27 protein-coding genes and 1 tRNA gene are annotated in these 25,751 nt (G+C 67.1%); 9 read left to right on the top strand and 19 right to left on the bottom strand.

Annotated features, from left to right (window positions below):
• Nucleotides 1-4: 4 nt before the first annotated feature.
• Nucleotides 5-1,606 carry a peptidylprolyl isomerase gene (locus C1I89_RS27025; RefSeq protein WP_102775469.1) on the bottom strand — a complete coding sequence of 534 codons (1,602 nt, stop codon included), beginning with the start codon at nt 1,604-1,606 and terminating at the stop codon, nt 5-7.
• Nucleotides 1,603-3,999 carry an LPS-assembly protein LptD gene (locus tag C1I89_RS27020; RefSeq protein ID WP_102775468.1) on the bottom strand — a complete coding sequence of 799 codons (2,397 nt, stop codon included), beginning with the start codon at nt 3,997-3,999 and terminating at the stop codon, nt 1,603-1,605. The genes C1I89_RS27025 and C1I89_RS27020 overlap by 4 nt, the downstream gene beginning before the upstream one ends.
• Before the next feature lie 188 nt (nt 4,000-4,187).
• On the opposite strand from C1I89_RS27020, the gene C1I89_RS27015 reads away from it, so the two are divergent.
• The 3 genes from C1I89_RS27015 (at nt 4,188) to C1I89_RS27005 (ending at nt 6,784) form a co-directional block, all read left to right on the top strand.
• Nucleotides 4,188-5,228, top strand: coding sequence for an aminoglycoside phosphotransferase family protein (locus C1I89_RS27015; RefSeq protein ID WP_102775467.1), 1,041 nt, complete (start codon nt 4,188-4,190; stop codon nt 5,226-5,228).
• Complete coding sequence (gene murU, locus C1I89_RS27010; protein WP_102775466.1) at nt 5,228-5,914, top strand: N-acetylmuramate alpha-1-phosphate uridylyltransferase MurU; 687 nt, start codon at nt 5,228-5,230, stop codon at nt 5,912-5,914. Before C1I89_RS27015 ends, murU begins: the two co-directional genes overlap by 1 nt.
• Nucleotides 5,915-6,085: 171 nt before the next feature.
• Nucleotides 6,086-6,784, top strand: coding sequence for a DUF6776 family protein (locus C1I89_RS27005; RefSeq protein WP_102775465.1), 699 nt, complete (start codon nt 6,086-6,088; stop codon nt 6,782-6,784).
• A 59-nt stretch (nt 6,785-6,843) separates the two neighbouring features.
• Here the strand turns inward: C1I89_RS27005 and C1I89_RS27000 are convergent, their stop codons facing one another.
• The 5 genes from C1I89_RS27000 to C1I89_RS26980 all read right to left on the bottom strand — a co-directional run bounded on the left by C1I89_RS27000 (nt 6,844) and on the right by C1I89_RS26980 (nt 9,495).
• Nucleotides 6,844-7,173, bottom strand: coding sequence for a 4a-hydroxytetrahydrobiopterin dehydratase (locus C1I89_RS27000; RefSeq protein WP_102775464.1), 330 nt, complete (start codon nt 7,171-7,173; stop codon nt 6,844-6,846).
• An 82-nt stretch (nt 7,174-7,255) separates the two neighbouring features.
• Nucleotides 7,256-7,903: an OmpA family protein gene (locus C1I89_RS26995; RefSeq protein ID WP_102775463.1), complete on the bottom strand. Its 648-nt coding sequence runs from the start codon at nt 7,901-7,903 to the stop codon at nt 7,256-7,258.
• Between the two features lie 107 nt (nt 7,904-8,010).
• A complete protein-coding gene (locus tag C1I89_RS26990; protein WP_102775462.1) occupies nt 8,011-8,658 on the bottom strand; it encodes an HAD family hydrolase in 648 nt (215 codons plus the stop codon).
• Between the two features lie 103 nt (nt 8,659-8,761).
• On the bottom strand, nt 8,762-9,178 hold the full coding sequence (locus C1I89_RS26985; RefSeq protein WP_219929613.1) for an antibiotic biosynthesis monooxygenase family protein: 417 nt from the start codon (nt 9,176-9,178) through the stop codon (nt 8,762-8,764).
• Nucleotides 9,175-9,495 carry a hypothetical protein gene (locus tag C1I89_RS26980; RefSeq protein ID WP_146196948.1) on the bottom strand — a complete coding sequence of 107 codons (321 nt, stop codon included), beginning with the start codon at nt 9,493-9,495 and terminating at the stop codon, nt 9,175-9,177. The genes C1I89_RS26985 and C1I89_RS26980 overlap by 4 nt, the downstream gene beginning before the upstream one ends.
• A gap of 366 nt (nt 9,496-9,861) precedes the next feature.
• Between C1I89_RS26980 and C1I89_RS26975 the strand changes: the two genes are divergently transcribed.
• Entirely contained in the window at nt 9,862-10,452 is a 591-nt protein-coding gene (locus C1I89_RS26975; RefSeq protein ID WP_102775460.1) for a hypothetical protein, read from the top strand.
• A gap of 246 nt (nt 10,453-10,698) precedes the next feature.
• Here C1I89_RS26975 and C1I89_RS26970 read toward each other — a convergent pair.
• A tRNA-Lys gene (locus C1I89_RS26970) sits at nt 10,699-10,774 on the bottom strand.
• Nucleotides 10,775-10,893: 119 nt separating this feature from the next.
• Nucleotides 10,894-11,640: an SDR family oxidoreductase gene (locus C1I89_RS26965; RefSeq protein ID WP_102775644.1), complete on the bottom strand. Its 747-nt coding sequence runs from the start codon at nt 11,638-11,640 to the stop codon at nt 10,894-10,896.
• A 116-nt stretch (nt 11,641-11,756) separates the two neighbouring features.
• Here C1I89_RS26965 and C1I89_RS26960 point away from each other — a divergent pair, with 116 nt between their 5' ends.
• Entirely contained in the window at nt 11,757-12,368 is a 612-nt protein-coding gene (locus tag C1I89_RS26960; protein ID WP_102775459.1) for a TetR/AcrR family transcriptional regulator, read from the top strand.
• Nucleotides 12,369-12,381: 13 nt separating this feature from the next.
• Here the strand turns inward: C1I89_RS26960 and C1I89_RS26955 are convergent, their stop codons facing one another.
• The gene (locus C1I89_RS26955) at nt 12,382-14,472 is read right to left on the bottom strand and encodes an AsmA family protein (protein WP_102775458.1); all 2,091 of its coding nucleotides are present in this window, start codon (nt 14,470-14,472) and stop codon (nt 12,382-12,384) included.
• 331 nt (nt 14,473-14,803) lie between these two features.
• On the opposite strand from C1I89_RS26955, the gene C1I89_RS26950 reads away from it, so the two are divergent.
• Nucleotides 14,804-16,708 carry an LTA synthase family protein gene (locus C1I89_RS26950; RefSeq protein ID WP_102775457.1) on the top strand — a complete coding sequence of 635 codons (1,905 nt, stop codon included), beginning with the start codon at nt 14,804-14,806 and terminating at the stop codon, nt 16,706-16,708.
• Between the two features lie 4 nt (nt 16,709-16,712).
• Here C1I89_RS26950 and C1I89_RS26945 read toward each other — a convergent pair whose 3' ends face one another.
• Entirely contained in the window at nt 16,713-17,318 is a 606-nt protein-coding gene (locus tag C1I89_RS26945) for a DNA-3-methyladenine glycosylase I (protein WP_102775456.1), read from the bottom strand.
• Nucleotides 17,319-17,437: 119 nt separating this feature from the next.
• On the opposite strand from C1I89_RS26945, the gene C1I89_RS26940 reads away from it, so the two are divergent.
• The gene (locus C1I89_RS26940; protein ID WP_102775455.1) at nt 17,438-17,899 is read left to right on the top strand and encodes a YkgJ family cysteine cluster protein; all 462 of its coding nucleotides are present in this window, start codon (nt 17,438-17,440) and stop codon (nt 17,897-17,899) included.
• A gap of 10 nt (nt 17,900-17,909) precedes the next feature.
• On the opposite strand, the gene C1I89_RS26935 is transcribed toward C1I89_RS26940, so the two are convergent.
• Nucleotides 17,910-18,689, bottom strand: coding sequence for a helix-turn-helix domain-containing protein (locus C1I89_RS26935; protein ID WP_102775454.1), 780 nt, complete (start codon nt 18,687-18,689; stop codon nt 17,910-17,912).
• Between the two features lie 99 nt (nt 18,690-18,788).
• Here C1I89_RS26935 and C1I89_RS26930 point away from each other — a divergent pair, with 99 nt between their 5' ends.
• Both C1I89_RS26930 and C1I89_RS26925 read left to right on the top strand, forming a co-directional pair.
• Entirely contained in the window at nt 18,789-19,229 is a 441-nt protein-coding gene (locus C1I89_RS26930; protein ID WP_102775453.1) for a Fur family transcriptional regulator, read from the top strand.
• Nucleotides 19,226-19,645, top strand: coding sequence for a hypothetical protein (locus tag C1I89_RS26925; protein ID WP_102775452.1), 420 nt, complete (start codon nt 19,226-19,228; stop codon nt 19,643-19,645). Before C1I89_RS26930 ends, C1I89_RS26925 begins: the two co-directional genes overlap by 4 nt.
• Before the next feature lie 12 nt (nt 19,646-19,657).
• Here the strand turns inward: C1I89_RS26925 and C1I89_RS26920 are convergent, their stop codons facing one another.
• The 7 genes from C1I89_RS26920 to C1I89_RS26890 form a co-directional block, all read right to left on the bottom strand.
• Complete coding sequence (locus tag C1I89_RS26920; protein ID WP_102775451.1) at nt 19,658-20,632, bottom strand: Bug family tripartite tricarboxylate transporter substrate binding protein; 975 nt, start codon at nt 20,630-20,632, stop codon at nt 19,658-19,660.
• Between the two features lie 170 nt (nt 20,633-20,802).
• Complete coding sequence (locus C1I89_RS26915) at nt 20,803-21,276, bottom strand: RES domain-containing protein (RefSeq protein ID WP_146196947.1); 474 nt, start codon at nt 21,274-21,276, stop codon at nt 20,803-20,805.
• The gene (locus tag C1I89_RS34670) at nt 21,273-21,512 is read right to left on the bottom strand and encodes an MbcA/ParS/Xre antitoxin family protein (RefSeq protein WP_181391065.1); all 240 of its coding nucleotides are present in this window, start codon (nt 21,510-21,512) and stop codon (nt 21,273-21,275) included. The genes C1I89_RS26915 and C1I89_RS34670 overlap by 4 nt, the downstream gene beginning before the upstream one ends.
• A 151-nt stretch (nt 21,513-21,663) precedes the next feature.
• Complete coding sequence (locus C1I89_RS26905; RefSeq protein ID WP_181391064.1) at nt 21,664-22,710, bottom strand: peptidylprolyl isomerase; 1,047 nt, start codon at nt 22,708-22,710, stop codon at nt 21,664-21,666.
• A 28-nt stretch (nt 22,711-22,738) separates the two neighbouring features.
• The gene (locus C1I89_RS26900) at nt 22,739-23,254 is read right to left on the bottom strand and encodes a YbjN domain-containing protein (RefSeq protein WP_102775447.1); all 516 of its coding nucleotides are present in this window, start codon (nt 23,252-23,254) and stop codon (nt 22,739-22,741) included.
• A 33-nt stretch (nt 23,255-23,287) separates the two neighbouring features.
• Nucleotides 23,288-23,992, bottom strand: a complete 705-nt coding sequence (locus C1I89_RS26895) for a DNA repair protein (RefSeq protein WP_181391063.1) — start codon at nt 23,990-23,992, stop codon at nt 23,288-23,290.
• Nucleotides 23,993-24,006: 14 nt separating this feature from the next.
• Nucleotides 24,007-25,740 (bottom strand): putative porin, encoded by a 1,734-nt coding sequence (locus C1I89_RS26890; protein ID WP_102775446.1) that lies wholly within the window; start codon nt 25,738-25,740, stop codon nt 24,007-24,009.
• Nucleotides 25,741-25,751 lie beyond the last annotated feature (11 nt).

Here is a 25,751-nt window from a genome sequence, read left to right as displayed (position 1 = left end):
GCGTTTAGCGGTTGTTCTGCTGGATCTGCTGCTGCTTTTCCAGGCGGTTGTCGATATACGCCTGCGCGCGCAGCTGCTCCAGCCAGTCTTCGAATGCGGGCTGGGCGCGGCGCTCGAACAGCACCTGGCGCGCCTTCATCCGCGCCACTTCGTCGGACGCGTCATGCTGGCGGCGCTCTTCGACCTGGATCAGGTGCCAGCCGAAAGGCGATTGGATCGGCGGGCTGATCTCGCCCGGCTGCAGCGCGTTCATGGCGGCCTCGAACGGGGGCACGGTTTCGCCCGGGTTCAGCCAGCCCAGCTCGCCGCCCTGCGGAGCGGTCGCGTCCTGCGAGTACTGGCGAGCCATGTCCTCGAACTTGGCGCTGCCGCTCACCAGGCGCTGGCGCACCTGTTCCAGGCGCTGGCGGGCCTGCTCGTCGCTCATGACGGTGGAGGTCTTGATCAGGATGTGGCGGGCGCGGGTCTGCACCACTTCGACCGGCCCCTGCTGCGCCGGCTGCGGGCGCGCGGCGGGCGCCGGCGCGGGAGCGGGCGCCGGGGCGCGGGCCGTGCGGGCCGGCGCCGGCTGGGCCGAGCCGCGGTCCATCACCTTGATGATGTGGAAACCGTTGCCGCTCTGGATCAGGCCGCTGACCTGGCCTTTCTGCAGATTGCTGATGGCCTGCACGAACAGGTCGGGCCAGCCGTCCAGCGGACGCACGCCCATGACGCCGCCCTGCAGCGCTTCGGGGCCGTCCGAGGACGCCGCGGCCAGGCTGGCGAAGTCGTCGCCGCGCTTGGCCCGCGCCAGCAGGCCTTCGGCCTTCTTGCGCAGCACCGCCAGCTGCTCGGGCGAGGAGCCTTCCGGCACCCGCACCAGGATCTGGGCCAGCGCGTAAAGCATCGGGCCGGCAGGCGCCTGCGCCTGCTCGGGCGCGGGTTGCGGCTGCGCCTGGGGCTGCTGCGCCGCGGGCGCCGCGCCGAAGGCCGGATTGCGCCGCTGGTCCTTCAGGAAGGCGTCGACTTCCGCGTCGGAAATCACGATGGTCGAGTCCACCGCGCGCTGGCGCAGGCGGTCGGAGCGGATCTCTTCGCGCAGCGACTTGCGATAGGCGTCCCAGGTGATGCCGGATTTCTCGATCTCCTGGCGCAGCTGCGCCACGGTGATCTTGTTGCGCGCGGAGATGGCCTCCACGGCCTTGTCGACCTGGGCGTCGTCCACGCGGATGCCCATGCGGTCGGCCTCGTGGCGCTGCACGCGCTCCATGATGAGACGCTGCAGCACCTGATGCTGCAGGGTCTGGTCGTCGGGCACCTGGATGCCGCGCGCCTTCAGCTCGCCGCTGATGCGCAGGGACGCCTCGCGCAGCTCGCGCAGCGTGATCACGTCCTTGTCGACCACCGCGGCGATGCCGTCGACGAACTGCTCGCGCGGCGCCGCGGGAGCGGCGTTCTTCTGCGCGGCCGCTGTCTTCGCGCCGTTCTGTGCGGAGGCGGGCTTGGCGCCGTTGTTCGTGCCCTTGCCGTTCTGCTCGGCCGCATACGCGGCAGGCAAGCCGGCGCAGACGGCCAGCAGCAGTGCATTGCGGGAGAGGCGGCGCAAAGAGTGCAACCTACGCATCATTCATACCTTTCAAATGTGGTCCCGGTGGGTACAGGCGGCGTAATGCGCGAGTAGCCGGGGATGCTTCTGTTCAGCAGGTTCATCGGGTCGGTTCCCAGGGAACCCAGGCCGGTCAGCTCCAATTGCAGGAACACCGCGGAGTTGGCGTCCGTGGCCGACACGGCGTAGCGCTGGTAGACCACGCGGCCCACCCAGCAGCAATCCCCCTTGTACTCCAGGCCGGCGATGGCCTGCGTCACGCGGGGAGACTCGGTGGTGTTGGCGACCGTGCTGGAGGGACCGGAGCGCAAGGAGTAGTCGACCCGGCCCACGCCGTACCAGCGCTTGCTGAACGGCCACTGGAACGCCAGGCTGACCTGGTTCTGGCCCTGCGGCTGGTAGGCGACGCCCTGCTGGGGATCGCGCTGGTAGCGGTAGGACAGCGCCACGGTGGTCAGGCGCTGCGGCGTCCAGCGCGCGCTCACCAGGCCGCGCGACCAGTTGTTGTCGTACGGGTTGTACTGGGCCGCGACCTCGGTCGTCAGCGTATCGGTCAGGGCCGCGCTGGCGCCCACCAGGAAGTCCGAACGCACGTTCTCGCGCGGCGTCTCGCCGGGCAGCGTCACCTTCTGGTCGGCGAAATACAGGCGCTGCGCCACGGCCAGCGACATGCGCTCGAAACCGGTGTTGGCGTCCAGCCAGCGCGTGGTCAGCGCCGCGGTCAGCTGGTTGGCGTTGGAGATGCGGTCCCAGCCGCCGGTATAGATGTTTTCCTCGAAGGCCTGCGAGAAACTGAAGTCGGCCAGCGAAGTGTCGTACACCGGCATCTTGGACTGGTCGCGGTACGGCACGTACAGGTAGTACAGGCGCGGCTCCAGCGTCTGGGTCGAGGCCTTGCCGAACAGCGTGGTGTCGCGCTCGAAGATCAGGCCGGTGTCCAGCGACATGATGGGCACGGTGCGCGACTGCGAGCGCGGATACCCCATCGACGTGGTCGCGTCGGGCGTCCCGGCGTTCAGGCCCAGCCAGTCGCGGCCATACCAGTTGGTCTGGTACTGCGTGTAGTTCACGCCCGCCTTGGGCACGATGAACCAGCCCGGCTTGACGATCGGATAGGACACCGTCGGATAGCTCTGCAGCCGGTCGCCCTGCGGGCCCTGGCGCACGCCGCCGACCTTGGGAATGCTGAAACGCACGGCGGTCGAGGTCCAGTCGACGTCGAAACCGCCCCAGTCGTAGCGCGCGCCGCGCAGGTACAGCTCGGGCACCTTGTCGTACGGCGGCGTCAGCGGCGCTTCGGGGTCCTGCAGCGTCTGGTATTTGTAGACCTGGGCGTACGCGCTCCAGTATGTGGAGGCCCAGCCCACCCGCGCGCGCTGCGGCAGATAGGTGGTGGACGCCTGGTTCAGCCCCAGCTGGGAAATATCGCGGAAGTAATCGTCGTCCGATACCTTGGCGATGTCCCAATCCGTGTAGAAACCGTGGGAGAACTGCTGCTGGTGGCGCCACCAGTACATCCAGCGGTCGTCGCCGGTGACGTTGTCGTTGGGCAGATAGGTGCCGTTCAGGGTGCCCGCGTAGGTGTACCCCATGTAGCGGAACTCGCCGCCCAGCTGCAGCCCGCGCTTGGAGAAATAGCGCGGCTGGATGGTCATGTCATAGTTGGGCGCCAGGTTCAGGTAGTACGGCAGCGAAATGTCGATGCCGCCCTGGCTGGTGGTGCCGTAGGTCGGCACCAGGAAACCCGACTTGCGCTCCTTCTTGACCGGGAAGGTCATGTAGGGCGAGGCCAGAATCGGGAAATCCTTGAAATACAACACGCCGTTGCGCGCCACGCCTTCGTTCTCGTCGAAATCCACGTCGACGGTCTTGGCCTTGATGTACCAGGACGGCGTCTCGCAGGCGCAGCCGCTGTAGGTCACCGTATGCAGCCGCATCTGCGACTTGCTGAAAATGTCCGCGTGCTCGGCGACCGCGAAGCCGCCGGTGGCGCCCATCCAGAAATTCGGCTTTTCGACCTCGCCCGAATACTTGTCCACGTTGAACTTGGCGTTCGGCCCGGTCACCAGGGTGCCGTCGCGCATCATGCGCGCGCTGCCCTGGACGTCGACTTCGCCCGTGTCCTTGCGGTAATTGATGCGGTCGCCCTTGATCACGCCGTCGATGCGGCGCACCTGCGCGTTGCCCGACAGGGTCAGGTCCGACTCGGGATCGCCCTCGATCGTGTCCGCTTCCATGAAGGCCGGGATGTCGTCGTCCGGCAGCCGGTGCATCCGCAGCCCGGGCGATGTACGCAGCACCGGCGCCTGCGTGGCCGACGTGGCGGCGGGAACGGCGCCCTGGCTGCCCTGAGCCTGGACGGCCCCGGCGGCCATGCCGACAGCGGAGAGGATCAACCAGCGAACCTTGCGCACGAGTGTAAACAGCCCTTTTCGACGATGGGGAAACCCGACACCGGCACCCACGAAGGGCCAATGCTAACGGAAACGAGCCGGTATTATAGAGAAGCCGCGCCACAGGCCCAGCCCCGGTTGCTCACGGCATGCCGCCCGCGCGCGCACGAAACACTTCTGCAATATTGCCTTTCTGATACGGATCTTTCTTGAAAAACGATCACGACCCCCGCCTGGAGCTGATCCGCAATTGGCTGGGCAGCCTGCCCGCCGCCCTGAATCTCGCCGTGGACACGCTGCGCCCGGCCTCGGCCGACGCCAGCTTCCGGCGCTACTTCAGGCTGGACGCCGGCGAGCGCACCCTGATAGTAATGGACGCCCCGCCCGAGCACGAAGATTCCCGCCCGTTCCTGCACGTGGGCCAGCTGCTGGCCGACGCCGGCCTGAACGTGCCCGCGGTGCTGGAAAAGAACCTGGACCTCGGCCTGATGCTGCTGACCGACCTGGGCGAGCAGACCTACTACCAGCGCATCCAGGCCGGACTGACCGACGCCCAGCTCCAGACGCTGTACCGCGAGGCCCTGGCCGCGCTGGTCCAGCTGCAGCAGGCCTCCACCGCCGGCCTGGGCGTCTACGACACGGCGCGCCTGGCCGAAGAACTGAAGCTGTTTCCCGAATGGTACGTAGGCCGGCACCACGGCGTCACGCTGGACGCCAAGACCGCCAACGCGCTGGACAAGATCTTCGCGCTGCTCTCGGCCAGCAACGGCGGCCAGGCCCGCGTGCTGGTGCACCGCGATTACCACTCGCCCAACCTGATGGTCTGTGACCAGCCGCAGTACGGCCCCAATCCCGGCATCATCGACTTCCAGGACGCGCTGGCCGGCCCCATCACCTATGACCTGGCCTCGCTGGTCACCGACGCCCGCACCACCTGGGAAGAACCCCAGCAGCTGGACTGGGCCATCCGTTACTGGGAAATGGCGCGCAAGGCCGGCCTGCCGGTGGACGCCGACTTCGCCGAGTTCCACCGCGCCTACGAGTGGATGAGCCTGCAGCGCAACCTGCGCATCCTGGGCGTGTTCGCGCGCCTGAACCATCGCGACGGCAAGGCGCACTACCTGGCCCACATGCCCCGCGTGAACGGCTACGTGCGCCAGGTCGCCCAGCGCTACGGCGTGTTCACGCCGCTGCTGCGCCTGCTGGACCAGCTGGACGACCGCCAGGTCACCGTCGGATACACCTTCTGATGCGGGCCATGATACTTGCGGCCGGCCGCGGCGAGCGCATGCGCCCGCTGACCGACCGCCTGCCCAAGCCGCTGCTGTCCGTGGGCGGCCAGCCGCTGATCGTCTGGCACCTGCGGCGGCTGGCCGCCGCCGGCATCCGCGACGTGGTCATCAACCATGCCTGGCTCGGCCACGAAATCGAACGCGCCCTGGGCGACGGCGGCGCCCAGGGCGTGCGCATCCGCTATTCGGCCGAGGCCAGCGCCCTGGAAACCGCCGGCGGCATCGCCCAGGCGCTGCCGCTGCTGGGCGACGCGCCCTTCCTGGTCATCAACGGCGACGTCTGGTGCGACTGGGACCCGGCCCGGGCGCCCGGCCTGGCCCGCGAGCTGCCGGCGGGCGGCGCCTGGCTGCTGCTGGCGGACAACCCCGTGCAGCACCCGGCCGGCGATTTCCATCTGGCGGCCGACGGCCGCGTCCATGCCCAGGGGGAACCGCGTTTGACCTTCGCCGGCATCGGCGTCTACCATCCTTCGTTATTCGCGGACATCGCCGCGGGCACGGCGGCGCCGCTGGCGCCGCTGCTCAGGCAGGCCATGGCCCGCGGCCTGGTGCGCGGCGCCCGCCACGACGGCCGCTGGACCGACGTCGGCACGCCGCAGCGGCTGGCCGACCTGGACGCCGAACTGGCCGGTACGGTCCGCTGATGTCCACATATTTCACAATATCAACGTGCGCAACCAGGATTGTCCGCGCACCCAACCGCCCGGGCTGACGGGGTATTCTTCTGCGTTTTGCCGCGCGCAAGGCGCGGGCAAAACCTCAGTCGGCACTCGCACAGCGGGCAATCACTACAGGAAGTTTTCTAGGAAATGGGGATGTTCGGAAGATCGCAACGGGCCGTGTTCAAGCCCTCCGTATACCAGCCGGGCCAACGCACGCGCCGCATGCCGCGCTGGCTGGTGCTGCTGCTGGTAGGCATAGCCCTGGGCGCGGGCGGCGTGCTCTTCCTGCAGACCAACTACGGCCCGCAACGGCTGACCGTCGAGCAATCCGAGCAGCTGCACAGCGAACTGAGCGCGGCCAACCTCGAGCGCCAGCGCCTGCAAAGCCAGCTCGAAGAAGCCACGCAGCAGCGCGACGCCAACAAGTCCACCCATGAAAAGCTGACCACCGACCTGGCCGCGGCCCGCAGCAAGATCGAAACCCTGAACAAGGAGCTGGTCCTGTTCCAGGACGCCATGCCCGCCGACCCGCGCGGCGGCAACCTCGGCATCCGCTCGGCCACCTTCAAGCGCGCCCCCGGCCTGCTCGACTTCCAGGTCCTGGTCATGCGCGAAGACCGCCAGGGCGCTCCGTTCCAGGGCACGCTGACCTTCTCCATCCAGGGCACCTACCCCAACGGCCGTTCCGCCACCATCACGCCCGAAGGCGCTCCGGTGAACGTGGACCGCTACGACTACGCGATGGGCCAGCTCAAGCTGCCCGACGGCTTCACCTCCAAGGTCGTGACGCTGCGCGTCGTGGACGCCGCGCAGAAGCAGCACGCGATGCGCATCTACTACGTGCGCAACTGAACCGGCTCCGGCCACCGCAGAAACCCGCTTTGAGCGGGTTTTTTTACGCCATCGAGACCTCAATCGGGAGGGCCGGCCTTCGGCGCGGTCGCGCCCAACTGCGTGGCGGCCTCGTCCATGAACTGCGCCATGCGCACGTCCAGCTCGGTCACCCCGCCGGCATCGTGGGTGGTCAGGATCACGTCCACTCGGTTATAGACGTTGGTCCATTCGGGATGATGGTTCAGCTTCTCCGCGAACATCGCCACGCGCGCCATGAAGCCGAACGCGGCGTTGAAACTGGCAAAGCGAAAGCGCTTCTCGATGGCGTCTCGCTCCGCGATCGCCTGCCAGCCAGACAAGGCGGCAAGCGCGGTATCGGTACCAATGAGGGCTGGAAACATGCTCATGACGGACTCCTGACAAAACAAAGGGCGGCCCCGCGCAACGCGCCGGCCGCCCGGAACACAGGAACAGGGGCCTAGGCCCGCATTACTGCTTCACTGCGTAAAGGTAGATTTCGACACGCCGGTTCAGCGCGCGGCCTTCGGCGGTCGCATTGTCGCCGATCGGATCGTTGGGCCCGCGCCCTTCCACCGACAGCCGGCTGGCGGCCACGCCCTGCTTGCTCAGGTAGTCCGTCACGCTCTTGGCCCGATTGACCGACAGGGTCTGGTTGTGAGCCAGCGAACCGGTGCTGTCGGTATGGCCGACCACCTTCGCCCGCAGTTCGGCATGCTGGTTGAGCGAGCGCGCCACGCTGTCCAGCACGGGCAGCAAGGCGGGCTTGAGCTGCGTCTTGTCGGTATCGAACGACACGCCGCTGGGAATATTGACCTTCAGGCTGCCGTCGGGCATTTCCACCACGTCGATCCCGAGCGAGGACGCGCCCGAATTCTGCACGTCTTCCTTGACGACCTTCCAGTTATAGCCGACCAGCCCGCCCGCCACCGCGCCGATGCCGGCGCCAATGGCCGCACCCTTGCCGTGCCCGATCAGCGCGCCTATGCCCGCGCCGATCGCCGCCCCGGCGCCCGTGCCCACGGCCGTATTGGTCTGCTGTTGCGTGGCGCATCCCGCCAGCAAGGCCCCAGATGCCGCAACAATTGCGATACGGTTGAATATTGTTCTTGAACGCATGGCAACCTCCACTTAGCCCATCGGTATGCCGGATCATTCCGGCCTGCCCATGCTAGCAAGCGCCACTGCGACAACAGGCAACATTTTGTATTGCCCGGCAGGACCGGTCACCCGGCGCTGAAACCGGCCAGCCACGGCAGCGCCGCCTCCAGCCGCGGCGACTCCAGCTCGGGCCGCGCCGCCCCTTCGGGCAAGGCCAGCCCCGCCCGGTTGTGCCAGTACGTGCGCAGCCCCACCTGGCGCGTGCCGAACATGTCGTAGCCCGAACCGGCGATGAAGGCCGCCTGCGCCGGCTCGGCCTGCAGACGCGACAGCGCCAGCGCATAAGGGCGCGGGTCAGGCTTGTAATAGCCGGCCTCCTCCGAGGTCACCACCACGTCCCAGTCCACGCCCAGCAAGGCGGCGGCGCGCCGCCCCAGCCGGTTCGAGCAGTTGGTCACCACGCCCAGCCGGCAATGCGGACGCAACGCCGCCAACAACTCGCGCGCTCCGTCCCAGACCGGCAGGCCGTCCCATTGCGCCTCCAGCGCCGCCGCGGCCGAGGCCGGCAGGCCCACGGCGGCCGCAGCCTCCTCCACCAGCTGCTCATAGGGCCGATAGGCGCCGCAGCCATAAGTGATGCGCAAATATTCCGCGCGCCAGGCCCGGCCGGCGGATTCCGAGCCCGCGGCCCGGTTCCAGACCGTCCACGAATCGAGCAAGGCGGTCAGCAGGTCGAACAGCACCACACGGGGATAGGCGGATGGATGGGACATGCGGCGCGCTCTCCATAAAAGACAGAGGCCCACTATAAATATCGCCGCGCGCTCCATGGTGAACCGCGGGTTTAGCCACGATTAAGCCGCAGCTTAATGCGGCTCAGACGCCCCGCACGATTTCGTAGAACTGCGGGTCGGGCTCGCCGTCGAAAATGCTTCGCCCCAGCATGCGCAGTTCCGCCTGCGTCGGACTGTGATGCATGTCCATGAACGTCTTCTTGCTCGCATGCTCGATCAACCCGACGTACTGCCCCGCGCTGACCGGCTCCAGCAGCGTGCGCCGCACAAACCCCGGAAAGCTCGACAGCCGCCGGTTGGACTCGTCGAACCACGCAAGAAAGGCCTCCTCCTTGCCTTTCTTGATTTCCGGAAAGTAGATCAAATTGACGAACACGATGCCTCCCGATGTGCCGCGCGGACCGTTGCAACCCATGGTATCGACATGGACAGCCCGGAATCCTTGACTCCCATCAAGCGCGCGGAATGCCGGGCCATGGGAAAACCCGGATAGGTTCACGGCGCGTCGCAGCCCGCCTCCAGCCATTGCCGCTCGAAGGCATGGCGGTTGTCCTGCAAGCCCTGCCTGGCCAACTCCCGCTGGGAGCGCGACATGGAACCCGGCGGCACCACCCGGTTGGCTTCATTGCCGGGATTGTTGCGCGCCTGCTCGATCTTGCGCTGCAAGGCCTTGCAATGCTTCTGCGCTCCCTCGTCCTGCGCCTGAAAGATAGAACCCGTGTCCCGCGACGACGGGGCAGGCGTCGGCTGCCCATGCACAAACGGCAAGAACGCCAGCAGCGCCAACGCGCCGGAGAAGTGATGAAGAAAACTCATAAAACCAACCAATGGACCCCGAGGACCGCGAAGCACCATGCACCGCCTGCAGGTGCCGCCGACCAGGCGACGAGGAGAGAATGGGAAGCCGTTACCCTCTTTCAGTATCGATGTTTCGGCATTGATCTCTATCAATTCTGGCGGACCGGGACTTATTGCTTGCTGGCCGGATTCCCCGTACGCCAAAACCCGCTGCGCCCCGCCACCTGTCGGCGACAGGGTCGAATTTGGCACATTTTCGGGATCGGGAGGACGGACGGCGATGGATGCGAGAGAAATAGGACGCAGTCGGTCTCTACTACATGCCAGCCGCTGATCTACGCTTCGCAAGACGCTTGGTATCCGGGTTCATTGGGTGGCTCCAACATGAGGTGGATTCAGTATCTGCAGCAGGGTTTCATAGAAGTAGAGAGCCAACGCTACGATCTCATGCACATGCATGGCCCCGTCTTGGAGCTTGCCATCGCAGCAACGCCGCGCTATCGGGCCTTGCTGTTGCGTATCCAAGTGGAATTCACCTCGCATTGCGTATCGTTCGGACCTAAAGCAGGCCAGGCCCTCGATTTCGACGTCCTCGGCCAGGACCGCCGAATTCTCGACCATCGAAACGTAGCTCGCGCCTTTTGCTTCGATCGCTACCGCTGGTCGCTGTCCCTGCCCGACCTGATCCGCACCATCGAGCGCCACGACTGCAACTTCACCGGCCAGGGAAACTGGCTGGTTATCCGGGCCATCGACGATCAGGGCCGGGAGGTGGACTATGAGATTTACTTCCGCCTGCGCCGCCTGGGCGAGCACACACTGCGCATGGTGGTCGAAAGCGCCTACGTTCGCGCACCCGGTTCACCTGGTCCGGGCATTCCCCATGCACGCAAAGGCCGGATACGGTTTCAGGTGATGGCCGCCAAGATCGCCCGCGGAGAGCCGCTGCGCGACCCGGGCCGCAATCGGCGTTGATTCGCAAGCCAGAAAAGGTGAGGCCCCGTAGAACGGGGCCTCATGTGTCGCGGGCGCTCTTTGAAATACCAGCACGGCTGGATCCTGTTGCCAGGAGGCAGATAGACGCCTTCTCAGGCCCCGGTTCATCTATCTGTGAACAAATTACCCATTTCTGGTTAAGAAATCAACCCTAGCGGTGCCGAAGAACACGCGCCGGAAATGAAATCGGGCACCCCAACTGGGGTGCCCGATCTCGAATCTTGGTGGTGGGCTGTGAGTGGCTCGAACACTCGACCTACGGATTAAGAGTCCGCTGCTCTACCAACTGAGCTAACAGCCCTTGCAATCCACACAACCCCGAAGCTCGTTCAGCGATGCGTGCAGTGCGAAGAAGAAAGATTATATGCAGCTTTTTTGGTTTGTGCAAGTCAGCTGCAAAAAAATCTGGCGAATCGCGCGTCAGGCTGCGTAGCCGCCGTCGACCGCCAGGCTGGCGCCGGTGACGTAGCGGCCGTCGGGGCCGGCCAGGAACGAGACCATGCCGGCGATGTCGCGGGTTTCGCCGTAGTGCGGCAGGGACAGGGTGGCGATCAGGGCGTCGGCGCGTTCGCCGTTGGCGGGATTCATGTCGGTGTCGATCGGGCCGGGGTGCACGACGTTGGCGGTGATGCCGCGCGCGCCCAGGTCGCGGGCCAGGCCCTGGGTCAGGCCGACCAGCGCGGCCTTGCTGGCGGCGTACAGCGCCACGCCGGGGCGGCCGGCGCGCTCCACCAGGCAGCTGCCGATGTTGATGATGCGGCCGTTGTCGGGCATGGACGCCTGGGCCGCCTGGATCGCGACGAACGGCGCGCGGACGTTGATGTCCATGGTGCGCTCGTAGTCGTCCAGGCTGGCTTCGCCGATGACGCCCGCCAGGAAGACGCCGGCGTTGTTGACCAGCACGTCGATCGGGCCGAGTTCGGCGATGGCGCGTTCGACGGCCTGCTTGACGGCGGCGGCGTCGGCGGCATCGGCCTGGATGGCGCGCACGCGGCGGCCGTCGGCGGACAGTTCCTGGGCCAGCGCCTGCGCGGCGGCGGCCGAGGAGGCGCTGACGTAGGTGAAGGCCACGTCGGCGCCGTCGGCGGCGAGGCGGCGCACGATGGCGGCGCCGATTCCGCGGCTGCCGCCGGTGACGAAGGCGATTTTTCCAGTGAGCTTGTGCATGACGGGATCCATATTTGTAGTGATCGGTACAAATATCTTCGCCGAACGGATGACCGGGCGTCAATGATTTTTTTATCGACCGACACAAAATTTACGCCGCGGGTAAAATCCCGGTCATGGCAGAACGTGGGCGTCCTCGTAACTTCGACCGGGCCCAGGCCTTGCGCAAGGCCATGGATGTGTTCTGGTCGAAGGGATATGAAGCGGCATCGCTGACCGATCTGACGGAAGCGATGGGCATCAACTCGCCCAGTCTTTATGGCGCTTTCGGCTCGAAGGAAAGCCTGTTCCGCGAAGCGGTGGAGCTGTACCGCGAGACCGAGGGCGGCGCGGGCCGGCGCGCGCTGCAGGACGCGCCGACGGCGCGCGCGGCCATCGAGGCCATGCTGCTGGCTTCGGCCGAGCGCTTCACCGCGCCGGGCCATCCGCACGGATGCATGATCGTGCTGGGCGCGCCCGCGGGCTGCGTGAACCACGCCAGCGTGGGCGATTTCCTGAGCGACAGCCGCCGCGAGATGCAAGGCCGCATCCTGGCGCGCCTGCAGGCCGGCGCCGCCGCGGGCGAACTGCCGCCCGACGCGGATCTGAAGGCCCTGGCCGCGTTCTACACCACGGTGCTGCACGGCATGTCGATCCAGGCGCGCGACGGCGCGAGCCGCAAGACCTTGCAGGCGGTGGCGCGTCAGGCCATGTGCGCCTGGGACGCGCTGACCGCAACGCCCGCCTGAGTCCCCTTCTCCGTTATTTCTTGCCCGGCGCCGGCGCCTTGGGCGGCTTGCGCATCTGTTCCAGCAGCGGGCCGCAGGCGTTTTCTTCGTTGGCGCTGGGCGCGATCAGGGCCAGCAGGCCGGCCGCCGGCGTCAGCAGCACCCCCAGGGCCACCATGCCGGCGCCGCGCGCGGCCAGCGGCAGCGCGTGCACGCCCACGTCCGGCGAACCGAAGGTGCCCTTGACATACAGCGGCGAACGCAGCGAGAAGATGCGAAACCCCTTGCTGTCTGGCGTGACGTCCATGTTCAGCGTTTCGTTCTTGAAGTCGGCCGTGCCGGTGATGCTGATCAAGGCGTTTTCGGTGTCGAACACGAACACGCGCGGGGTCATGACGCCGTTCTTCATGGCCAGGTCGGCGGCGCCGCAATTGATCTTCACTTCGTCGTCGCCGAACAGCTTGGAGACGACGTAGTTGGCCACGTTCAGCCCGGCGATCTCCATCAGGCTGCGGCTGATGACGCCGTCGTTGACCAGCATCTTGACGTCGCCGGTGGCCGAGCCCAGCAGCGCGGCGACCGAGTTGCCGGTGCCGCTCACCGCCATGTCGCCGTTCAGTTCGCCCAATGTCTTCTGCATGGCGGGCGTGGCGGGAAAGAGCTGCTTGAGCCGCAGGCGGCGCGCATGCAGTTCCACGCGGCCGGTCAGCGGCGCGCCGGCGCCGTCGAGGCGGACCGTGGAATTGATGCTGCCGCCGGCCATGCCGAAGCGCAGCGGGTCCAGCGTGAGCTTGCCGTCCTGCAGGATCACGTGGACGCTGAGGTCGGACAGCGGCAGCTTGCTGTCGTGCACGATGCGGCCGGCCTCCAGCGCCACGTCGGCGTCCATGTCGCGCCAGCGGTCGGTGCGAAAAGCCTGGGTGGGCAGGACCTTGCCGCCCTTGGGCTTGGCCGGCGCGTCCTTGGATTTGTCGGTTTCGGCGCCGGCGACCTTGCCCGAAGGCACGCCGATCAGCGGCCCCAGGTCGGCCATGCGCAATTGCCTGGACGACAGCTTGCCGGTCAGCTTGGGCCGCGGCGCGCCCAGGGCGAAAGCAATGTCGCCGTGCAGGTCGCTGTTGCCGACCTTGCCGTTGAAGCCCTTGTAGTCGAACACCGCGCCGCCCGGGTTGCGCAGCTTGGCGACCAGGTGGCCGTCGGTCGAGTACGGCGGCGTGTCGGGCAGGGTGACGCCGGTAAGCGGGTACAGCTGGGCCATGGAGGCGCCCGACAGCTTGAGCCGCAGGTCCAGCGCGCCCAGGTTGGCGGGGTCGGTCAGGGTGCCGGCCACGGCCGCGCGGGTGCCGCCTATGGTCACGTCGGCCTGCACCGGGAAGGGCTGCTTGTCGTCCTGCAGCGCCAGCATGCCGCCGACCTTGCCTTCGCCCTTGGTGGCCAGGCCCTTGTACTTGCCCGCCACCTTCCAGCCGAAGACGTAGTCGCGCGGCGCGGCCTTGGCGTCCGCTTCCTGCTTGTCCGGCTCGCCGGCGAAAGCCGCGCCGGCCACGTCGGCGAACGGCACGGGCTTGCCCAGGGGGTCCACCTGCACGGTCAGGTCGGCCTTGAGGATTTCGTCGACCAGGCCGACGCGGCCCTTGTCGAAACCGATTTCGTTGATGTCCAGCACCCAGGGCGAGGGTTCGCCGGTCTCGGGCAGGGTGAATTCCCAGTTGGCGCGGCCGTCGGCCAGCCGTTCCAGGTCGGCGGCGGGCTCGGTCAGCTGGATGCGGCGGATGACCACGCGCTGGCGCAGCAGCGGCAGCGGCGCCAGGCTGAATTCGCCGCGCTTGAGGGTGGCGAACTGCGGCGCCTTGGCCCAGGGCGCGTTGCCCACCGAGATGTCGTTGGCGATGATGCGCGGCCACGGCACCCAGGCCCGCCAGCCGCCTTCGTCGGGCTGGCGCTCCCACTTGACGGCGAGATCGCCGTTGATGGCGAAGGGGCGTCCGATCGCGGCGCTGACCCGTTCGTTGATCATGGGCCGGGCGCGGTTCCAGTCGAAAGTGGCGATCCCTACCGCGAGTATCGCCACGAGGAGCCCCGCTGCCCCTACAATCCCGATCGCTATTTTTCTTGAGCGCGTCATGGTCTTGATCCTTGCCGTTGCGGCCGGCCTACCGCTGCCGGCTTACGCTGCCCTTTAAGGGTAGCGCGCCCGGCAGCGCCCTTCGGGCCTACCGGCCCCATAATGTATGCGGATCTTTCCATGGCGAAACGCCCCCGCGGCGACGCAAGTCGCGTCTCGTCCGGCGTTTGCGCAGCAGGAAGCGTGCCCGCGGGCGAAGCGGGCGGTTACAAAATGAAGTCATGCCGCATACCCGCGGCGGGTGAATTTTTGGCGTCGGCATGGTTCAAATGTCCCAACCCTGGCGCCGTCCGGCCCCGCACGCCGTTTGGCTGATTAACCTGGAGGCCCGATGCGGCATTCGACCTTGATTTTCGTGGCGGCGGCGTTCGCGCTGCTGACGCTCAGCCGCCTGGCGCTGGCCGCGTGGCAGTACCGGCGCGTGCGCAACGCCCGGGGCCTGCTGCCGCTGCTGCTGGGCGGGCTGCGCATCGACGCGCACCAGATCGCGGTGCTGGCGGCGCTGCCGGCGGTGCTGTCGCCGCTGCTGGGTCATATACCGCTGGCCGCCACGCTGGCCGGGTACTGGTATCTGGTCGCGTTCGTGCTGCTGGCCTTCCTGGAGGTGGCCACGCCGCCCTTCATCCTGGAATACGATTCGCGCCCCAACCGCCTGTTCGTCGAATACCTGAAGCACCCGCGCGAGGTCTCCGGCATGCTGTGGCGCGGCTACAAGACGGCGCTGCTGGGCGGGCTGGCCGCGCTGGCGCTGATCGGCTGGGCCGCTTACGGATTGTTCGGCCACGCCCGGCCGGACGCGCCGCTGACCTGGTGGCAGATGCCGCTGGCCAGCCTGGCGATCCTGGCGCTGGTGATCCTGGCCATCCGCGGCACCCTGGGCCACCGCCCGATCAACCCGTCCTCGGTGGCCTATTGCTCGGACGGCATGCTCAATACGCTGGCGCTGAATTCGCTCTACAACGTCTTCTATGCGGTCTACAGCATGAAGAACGAGAAGTCGGCCTCGGCCGTCTACGGCAACATGGACGACGACGAGATGCACCGGCTGGTGCTGGCGCAGGCCGGCCTGCCCCATCCTCCGGCCAACACCGACTATCCCAGCCTGCACCGCCAGCCCGCCAGCCGGCAGACCGCGCGCCCGCTCAACCTGGTGATCATCCTGGAGGAAAGCCTGGGCGCGCAGTACAGCGCCGCGCTGGGTGGGGCCAACCTGACGCCGGAGCTGGACGCGCTGGCGCGCGAGGCCTGGGCCTTCACCCGGGCCTACGCCACCGGCACGCGCTCGGTGCGCGGGCTGGAAGCGGTGACGACCGGCTTCCTGCCCACGCCGGCGCAGGCCGTGCTGAAGCTGCCGCGCTCGCAGCGCGGCTTCTTCTCGCTGGCCGACCTGCTGGGACGCCACGGCTACCATTCGCGCTTCATCTATGGCGGCGAATCGCACTTCGACAACATGAAGGGCTTTTTCCTGGGCAACGGCTTCCGGGAGATCGTGGACCGCGCCGACTTCGTCGAACCCGCGTTCGTGGGCACCTGGGGCGCCTCGGACGAGGACATGTTCAACCAGCTGGACCGGCTGCTGCGCGCCGACGCGGACCGGCCCACCTTCACGCTGGCCTTCAGCGTATCCAACCATTCGCCCTGGGAGTACCCGGCCGGACGCATCCAGACCGACGGCAACCCCGCCACGGTGGAAAACACGGTGCGTTATGCGGACTGGGCACTGGGCCGCTTCTTCGAACGCGCCAAGGCCGCGCCCTACTGGGAAAACACCGTGTTCCTGATCGCCGCCGACCACGATTCGCGGGTCTTCGGCGCCAGCCTGGTGCCGGTGCGGCACTTTCACATCCCGGCCGTGATCCTGGGCGCCGGCGTCGAAGCGCGCCGCGACGACCGCCTGATCAGCCAGGTCGACCTGCCGCCGACCCTGCTGTCGCTGATCGGCGTGGACACCGAACATCCGATGATCGGCCACGACCTGACCCGCAGTTCTCCCGGCCGGGCCATCATGCAGTACGACAACACCTATGGCTACCTGAAGGAAGACGAGCTGCTGGTGATGGCGCCCAACAAGACGCCGGTGCAGTACCGCTACACCGCGCCCGAAGACTACGCGCCCGTGGCGCTGGACCCCGCCCTGGCCCGCGAGGCGCTGGCGCATGCGCTGTGGCCGAGCTGGGCTTACCGGGAAGGCCGCTATTGCCTGCCCGGCGCCGTCATACCCGGACCGGCCCCCTGAGCCGCTAGGCCGGCCGCTTGAACGCCTTGCGCGCCCGTTCGCTGGCCGCGTGGCAATGGCAGCCGGGGCTGTGGTCGTTCACCATGCCCACGGACTGCATGAACGCATAGACCGTGGTGGGCCCCACGAACTTCCAGCCCAGCTTCTTCAAGGCCTTGGACAGCGCGTCCGATTGCGCCGAGGTGGATGCGCCATAGGTGGACGGCGCGCCGGGCGGGGCTTCGAAGCGCCACAGGTAGGCGCCCAGCGAGCCTTCGCGCTCGATCATTTCCAGCGCCCGGGCGGCGTTGTTGATGACGGCTTCGATCTTGCCGCGATGGCGCACGATGCCGGGATCGGCCAGCAGCGCCTGCACTTCCTTTTCGCCGAAGCGCGCCACCCTGGCCGGATCGAAACCGGCGAAGCCGCGGCGGAACGCCTCGCGCTTGGCCAGGATGGTGCGCCAGCTCAGCCCGGACTGGAAACCCTCCAGGCAGAGCTGTTCGAACAGCGCGCGGTCGTCGGCTTCGGGGCGGCCCCATTCGGTGTCGTGGTAGGCCATGTATTCGGCCGAGGTGTCGACCCAGCCGCAACGGGCCAGGCCGTCGGGGAATTCGGTTTTGGCGTTCAATTCGGGCTCCTGCGTTCGGCCTCAGATGCTACCGCAGCGGGCGCGAAAAAACCGTGGCGGGCGGGGCGCCTCTCCAGCTAATATTTGCACCCCGCCCGGGTTTTCGCCCCACTCGCGCCATGTCCCTGCTCGACTCCTCCCTCATCACCTTCGTCTCCCCCGCCGTCCTGGCCGGCGACGACCCGGCCGCCAATCCGTGCCTGGACTGCGGCGCATGCTGCGCGCATTTCCGGGTTTCGTTCTATTGCGGCGAACTCGCCGGCGAGAGCGGCGGCCAGGTCCCTGTCGAGCTGGTGACCCAGATGAGCCCGCTACGCGCCTGCATGAAAGGCACCGAAACCGGCGGCGGCCGCTGCATCGCGCTGCGCGGCGAACTGGGCCAGCCCGGCATCCATTGCGCCATCTACGAAAACCGCCCCACGCCGTGCCGGGAATTCGACATCTGGATGCCCGACGGCTCGCCCAATCCGGACTGCCAGCGGCTGCGGCTGGCGATCGGCCTGGCGCCGGTGCCGCCGCGCCCGGACGCCGAGAACGACCCGCAAGGGCCGATGCACCCCAACCAGCCGGCCGCGGCCTGAGCGCCCGTCTTTACCCGCGCCCGGCCAGGTAGCGGGTGGGCGTGGCGCCGAACGCCGCGCGGAAGCTGCCGATGAACGCGCTGGTGCTTTCGTATCCCACCGCCAGTCCGGCCTCGGTGACCGAACCGCCGCGGCACAGCAATTCCAGCGCGCGCAGCAGGCGGGCCCGTTGCCGCCACTGCCCCAGCGTGACGCCGGTTTCATGGCGGAAGCGCCGCATCAGGGTGCGCGAAGACATATTGAGCCGCTGGGCCCATTCGTCGATACCGGCGGTGTCGTCCGGGGTGTCGAGCAGCGTATGGGCCAGTTCCTGCAGGCGCGGATCGGTCGGCATGGGCAGCGGCACGGGTTCGTGCTCGCGCTGCCTCAGTTCTTCCAGCAGCACGTCGAACAGCTGCGCCTGGTAGGCCGGCGGCACCGCTTGCGCGTCGGGCCCGGTGAAGCGGTCGATCAGGGCCTCGACCAGCCTGGACGACGGCCACGACCGGCAGACCGGCGGCAGGCGCCCGCAGGCGTCGCGCCGCACGTACAGGAACGATCCGCGCGCCTCGCCGAACCAGCGCGCGCCATGCTGCACGTCGGGCGGAATCCAGCCCAGGCTGCCCGGCATCACCGTCCAGACCTCGGCGCCGGCCTGCACCACCACCAGGCCGGCGTGCACCAGCACCAGCATGCCCTCTTCATGGACGTGCTCGGGCACGGCGATGCCTTTGGATTCGCGCGGGCCATGGACGTTGAACGGCGTCAGCAATACGTCCGGCAAGGAAGGAACGGTGGCGACGTGGAGCATGGTTGGCAGGTTTGAGCTACAGGTTGACGGTTTCCGGCGAGCGGGAGTTTTTGAAAATGTACATCATTCTCATCAACGACTCCCGACCGAGATATTCCCATGGACCACACACCGTTGCGCCATGCCGGCATCAAAGCCACTTTCCCCCGGATGAAAATCCTGGACATTTTCCACCAGTACGCCGGCCTGCACCTGAGCGCGGCCGACGTCTACCGCTACCTGATTTCCGACCGCAGCAACATCGGCCTGGCCACGGTTTATCGCGTGATTACGCAACTTGAAGCCGTCGGCCTGCTCAAACGGACTCAGCTCGACACGCACACCACCGTGTACGAGCTCAACGACAAGGGGCATCACGACCACCTGGTCTGCACGCATTGCGGCCGCATCCTGGAGTCCAGCGACCCCGCCATGGCGCAGCTGGTCAGAAAGATCGCCAAGCGCAGCGGCTTCCTGCTGGATTCCTACAGCCTGGTGCTGTATGGCGCCTGCGGCTGCCGGCGCGATGCCCCCACCCCACTACATGGAGCCTTCGAATGAATCCAGAACAGTTTCGCTTCCACGACCTATCCCGCTTTCCCATCGTCACCTCGAAGCACGCCGGCGCGCCGGCCGGCTATTCGGCCGACTGGATACGCGAGATGGAATTGCTGGTGGACAATCCCCGCCCCTTCGTCATGGTGGTGCCCGACATGCAGCACGAAGCCGGCCAGGACGACCGCAAGGCCATGATCGAATGGCAGACCGTGAACATGCCGCGCCTGAAGGCCCGCTGCCGGGCGTTCATCGCGGTGGAAAGCAACGCCGAGATGCTGGGCAAGCTGCGCCAGCGCAGCGAGAAAATGACGCGCGCTTTCGGCCTGCCGTTCCTGGCGGTCGCGACCCGGGACCAGGCCACGCAGTGCGCGCGCGAACTGCTCGGCCAGAGCGGGCCGGGCGGCTTCATCGTGGACTGACCGCCCGCCGTCTCAATCGAGCGAGATGTTGTTGGCGCGGATGACCTTGCCCCAGCGCGCCGCTTCGGCGCGGGCCAGCGTCTTGAAGGCCTCGGGAGAGCCCAGCAGGGGTTCGAAGCCGAAGTCCGTGAAACGCTTGACCACCGCCGGAGAAGTCAGCGCCGCGTTCAAGGCCAGATTCAGCCGCGCGACGACGTCCTGCGGCAGGCCCGCCGGGCCGAGCAGTCCCTGGAACGCGAAGACTTCGGCGTCCGGCACGCCCAGTTCCGCCAGCGTGGGCACGTTGGGCAGCAGCGGGGAACGCGCCTTGGAGCCGATGGCCAGCGGCCTGACCTTGCCCGCCTTGATGATCGAGCCGCCCGACGCGAGGTCCAGGAACATCACCGGCACCCGGCCGCCCAGCAGGTCCTGGATGGCCGGGGCGGCGCCCCGGTAGGGCACGTGGGTCATGCGGGTGCCGGTCTGGCGCTGCAGCAGCTCCATGGCCAGGCGGTGCGACGATCCATGTCCGGGCGACGCGTAGTCCAGCTTGCCCGGGGCTTCTTTCGCGATGGCCAGGAAAGCCTTGAAGTCCTTTGCCGGAAACTCCGGGCTGGCCACCAGCACCAGCGGAAACTTGCCGATGGCGCCGATATAGGTGAAGTCGTTTTCCGGACTGAAAGACAGCTTCTTGAACAGGTGCTCGTTGAAGGCCAACACGCCGCTGCCCGTGGACATGATGGTGTAGCCGTCGGGCTTGGCGTGGGACACGTATTCCGCGGCAATATTGGTTGCGCCTCCGGGCCGGTTCTCCACGATGATCTGCTGGCCCAGCATGGGCCGCATGGCCTCGGCCAGCGTGCGCGCCAGGGTGTCTGAGCCGCCGCCGGCGGAGTACGGCACCACCCACTTGATGACCTGGTTGGGATAGGTGCCCTGTGCGCGGGCCAGCGGGGCGGCGGCCATGGCCGTGACCGCGAGCGCTTCAAGAAAGTGGCGTCGGTTCAAGTCTGTCTCCTTGGCTAGTGCGGCCAACATGCGCGGGAGACTCGACCTGGCCGGTCGTCCGTCGGCGCGCCGCGATACTGGCTCGCGCCCATTCTGCAGAAAATCCCATGCCAATAAGTCCTGTTGGCATAGGACAGGATTTCCCGCGATGGCCGACGGCGTTCCGAAGCCTACGAATAGCTCAACCAGTCGCTGCCGTCCGCGAGCACCGACTCGACGGCGCCCATCATCCCCAGGAAAGGATGCGCCTCTCCCTCCCTGGTCTTGCACAGGGACAAATCGGAATGCGCGCAGTTCAGCAGAAACTGCGGGGCGCCTGCCATGGTAGGCACGCGCAGCAGCAAGGGGCCTTGTTCCAGCCACTTGCGGCCGAAGGCGCGGGTGACGCCGAGGTCGTGCGGCCAGAAACGCGGCGGCTCGGGACTGGCGATGCAGCGCGCCGGGACCTGCACTTCGAGCAGGCGATAGCCGCGCGGAAGCTCGTCGGGACGTCGAACCTCGACCAGGGCCAGGCGCGCGAGCAACGCGGCGACGGGAGACGCATCCAGCACGATGACCGGCGCGCCGGCGTGGGTCCAACGGCTCGCCAGGGGCGCCGTGCCGATCAGCGCGTCGCGGTTGCTCAAGCGCCAAAGTGTCGTCATATCAAGCTGCCTTCGTCGATCATGATCAGCCAACGTTCGAGCAAATCCGCTTCTCTCGCGGTGCGCGCCGAGTCCAGCGGCGCGCGGCCTTGCAGGCGGACCTTGGGCTGGTCCAGCCAGGCGCGGGCCGCGTCCCTATCGCCAAAGACCAACTCGGCCAGCCAGACGACGCGCAAGCCCCGGTACAGCGCGACGACATACTCGCGGCTCATCGCGGCGGGCCCGGGTTGGGGCAACAGCCGCGCCAGGCGTTCCGGCGTGAGGCTGTCCTGGAGGGCGTCGAGCAGCGCCGGCCCGATGGCGACGGACCTGGGCGAGCTGACATAGCCCAGCGACGCCCGGATGCGCTGGTTGAGCCGGACGCGCGCGCCCTGCCCGGCATCGTCCTTATTGAACGGCCACCGGGGATGGAGGGGGGCTCGCCGCGCTGACTGCTGGATGAGATGCCGCCTCGAAAGCGGCGTTGACTTCCCCGCCATCGATACTGACTGTTCCGCCATTGATCAGACCCTCCAGGTAGGCGCGCGCGGCTTGCTGCTGGCGCTGGGTGCGCAACGCGGCGCGCAGTTGATCTTCCACTTGCGCCAGAGGTTGCGCCTGCGCTTCGCGGACGTCCACGACTTTGACGATGTGGATGCCGCCGGGCAGCTGGATCGGATCGCTGACCTCGCCCTCGGCCATTTTCTGCACGACTTCGCGCAGGCCCGGGATCAACTGCTGCAGCGCCATTTCGCCGCTGTCTCCGCCTTTTTCCGCGGTGGTCTTGTCTTGCGAGTACTCGCGCGCCAGGGCGGCGAAATCCGCTTTCTCGGCGCGGGCGCGCTTGACCAGATCGGCGGCCTGCTTGCTGGCGCGCGCCACGGCCTGCCCGTCGGTATACGGCGCGGCCAGGTAGATCTGACTGATGCGATAGCGCGCCGGCACGGTCAGACGCGCCTTGTTCTGATCGTAGGCGGCCTGCAGTTCCTGCCTGGAAGGGTAGTCCGCGGGCGGTTCGCTGACAGACTCCAGATAGGTTCGCAGCACGACCTGGTCGCGGGTCAGTTCCAGCGCGCGACGGATCTCCGGGCGGCTGGCCCACCCCTGGTTGCCCGCTTGCGCGATCAGGGCCTTTTCGGCCAGGCGCGCGCGCAGCCACTGGTCCAGCGAGGCCCGGTCCGCCTGCAGCTGCGTCCGTTGCTCGATGGTCAGGCCGCGCAGGACGTCCTCGATGTCGGCCCGCGAGATCGAGACCTCGCCCAGCGTGGCGACAGGCTTGTCTGCAGGCGTCGCGGTCTGCCTGGCCGCCGGCGTCCCGTCGGCGCTGGCCTGCGCGGGTGCGGCGGCTTTTTCCGACGTTTTGGCCTGGGCTTCGCTCTTGTCGCCGCAGGCGCCCAGCAAGACCACGCTCAAACCCGCTGCCGCCACCGCGCGCAAGATATTGCATTCGTTCATAAACGTTCTCGAAAAGGACTGATCACGATCACGCGACGGCTTCCTGCGCCGCGTGGCTGGCCGCTCCCCCCTCTTCCTGCGCCGCGGCCTCGGCCGCCTCCGGCTGCTGCCCGCCCTCCTGCCGAACATACTGGCGCAGGAACATCAAGAACTCCTGCAGCAGGCGGTCCCACAGTTCGATCATGGCGCGCAGGTGGTTCTGGCTGACGCCGCCGGCGACGACCACGTCCATTTCCAGCACCAGGAAGGAGCCGCCCTGCACCGTCAGGCACGCAAAACGCTTGCCCACGTTCCATGAGCCCACCAGGTCATCGGGCAGTTCGCCCTGTACGTGCAGCGCACACCTGAACGTGTAGTCGACGAACTCGCCCTCCTTCGGCCCGGGGTTACCGAAACGCACGGAAAATCCCGCCCCTTGGCTGGCGCTCAGCAACTGCACCGGGCCGTTCTGATCGGAACGGCTCACTCGCAGGCCGGCGTCTTGCAGCAGCTCGGTCAGGCTGTCGGCCGTGACGGTCTGAATGAGAGAAGTGCTGTCAGTCATTGTGTGTTGCTTCCATGTAAGAAAAATGAAAACTCAATCCGCGGGCCTGGATTCCGCGGCGGCCGGCGGCTGGCGCGCGTCTCTAATGAACTGCGCGTCGTACAGCTTGTCGCCATAGGCCTGGGCCTGCTCGTCGAACAGGACTCGCGCCTTGCCGGCAAAGGGCTGCCGGATCTTCAGCATGTCGCCCGTGCCGAACGACTCGTAGGCCGCCAGCAGTTCTTTGCCGGCGGCATACATATCGGCGTTCTTGCTTGCGCACATCGTCAGCAGGCCTTCGCTTGCTTTGAGCGCGGTTTCGAGGCTGTTGCGCCTGGCCTCGCTGGCGCGCGCCATGCCCAGCAATTCGTCGTAGGCGCCGCGCACCTGGGCGGCATGCGCCTGGCTGGCGGCGACCTGTTCCCGGGCAGCTTCGCGCACCTGGTCCAACTTGCCGGCTTCGGTCTGCGCCGCCTCCAGCTTTTGCTGCAGTTGCTTGCCTTGGCCGCGCAGTTGCTCGATCTCTTTTTGCGCGGCGTCGCGTTGCGCTTCGGCCGTGCTTTTGGCGGCGTTGAGCTGGGCGCGTTCGCTTTGCAGCTGTTGCAGTTGTTGCGTGACGCTGCGCAGCTCGGTGCGCAGGCGCTCTTCCATGCTTTGCGCCTGGGCCGTCACGGGCGCGCCCAGGACCGCCGCGAGCGCGAGCCCCAATGCCGCCAGGCGGCCCGGAGCCTGCATGCGAGTACGAACTGAAGTTCTCATGTTTGCCTTTCCCATCAGAAGCGCGCGTTGATTTCCGCTTGCACGATGTCGACCGCGTACGGCGCGCCGTAGACTTCCTTGGAACTGGTCCAGCGCACCAGGCCGTAGACGTTGTCGTCAAAGGCGTAACCGCCGCCCAGGAAGTAGCCGCGCGCATTGGTGCCGCCCAGATGGAACGTAGAATCGTTGTAGCCGTCCGGCATGGCGTCGGGTTGGATGTACTTGTAGCCCGCGAACACCATCCAGTCGCCTTTGTTGCGCAAGTCCAGGCCGCGGCCCAACGCCGCCTGCAGCATCCAGGCATTGGGGCCGCTTTCTATCGACGCGCCGTTCGCGCCCGCGCGATTGTTGACGATGTTTCCGACACCGCCGGCGCGGCTGCGCATCTCGCCTTCGTCGTAGGCCAGGTTGCGCACGTAGTTGCCGTGCAGACGCAGGCCCAGACCGTCGAAAGCCTCGGTGTCCCAGATGAGGTTCATATCGAGCAGGTTGAACTTCGAGGCCAGGCCGACGTATTGGTATTGGTCGTTGGCGGCGTTGGTCGGGTCCCCGGGAATGGCGGGAATCAGGTTGCGCAGCAGGAAGGCGGTGTTGCCTTGCTGCATGAAGGCCGGGCGCGACCAATCGGTATCGCAGACCGCGTAGTCGGTGCGGCAAGGCGACGACCGCTGACCGGAGATATTGTCAAAGCGGTAATACGCCAGGGAGCCGGTCAGCGTGTTGCGTTTGTTGATTTCCCACTTGGCGCCGACCTGCGCGCCAAACAGCCACTTGTTCTCGGTCTCGCCTTCGCTCCAGCTGCTGTCGGACCACTTGCCGAAGGTCTGTTCCAGGGCAAATGCGCCCAGGGTGCCGAACATCGTGACCGGACGGTCGGCCAGGGCTTGCTTGAACACGGCCGAAACGCCGTCGAAGTTCAAGTCGTTCGAATACAGCATGTCGGTCGACAGGAAGGGGTTGGCGGCCCGACCTGCCGTCATGTTGACCCACTCCCTGGGGCGATATGCGATGTACATCTGGTCCAGCCACACGTCTTTTTTGCTCATGCCGCCGCCCAGCGTCTGCGTGGTGGACACGGGGCTGTCATCGCTGCCCGAAGCCAGGCGCACGCCGGCCAGCCATTGATCCGAGATCTGGGCCTTGACGCCGAGGCGCGCGCGGACGCGCAGCATATTGCGACGATCCTGGCGGGTGTTGGTGTACGGGAAATCCAGCGAGTAATCCTGGCCGTTGGCGGTGATGCGGATCGGGCCGTTGTTGTTCCACGCGTTGAAGTTGATGATGTTGTCGGCGTTGTACGAGTCGTACAGGCGCGACTCGTAGCGCGCCCGCACGTCGCCTTCGACCGTGATGCGGGAGACCCAGTCGGGAAAGGTATTGGGCTGGGCCCAGTTCTCGGCCTTGGCCTGGACCATGACCTCTTGCTTGACCTCGTCGCGGATGCTGGCGCGCACGGACTCGGGGATGTAGGGCACGCGCACGTCGCCCGGCTGGGCGATAGCGGCGCCCGCCGCCCCGATCTGGGCCGTCTGCGCCGTCTGGGTCTTTTGGGCCTGGGCGGCTTCGGCCTCGGCCTGCCTGACCAGGGCGTCGGCCTGCTCCTGCTTGAGCACGCCCTGCTCGACCAGCATGCGGATCAGGTTGATCGTGGCGTTGGAGGAGGTCTGCGCCTGCGCGGCGCCAGGGTTCGCGCCCATCACCATAGCGACGGCCAATGCAACGGCCAATCGTGTGGATTCAAATTTCATCTTCAAACTCC

Source organism: Achromobacter pulmonis (assembly GCF_002885955.2).
GTDB classification, from domain to species: Bacteria; Pseudomonadota; Gammaproteobacteria; order Burkholderiales; family Burkholderiaceae_B; genus Achromobacter; species Achromobacter pulmonis_A.
This window is presented reverse-complemented; position numbering and strand designations above follow the sequence as displayed.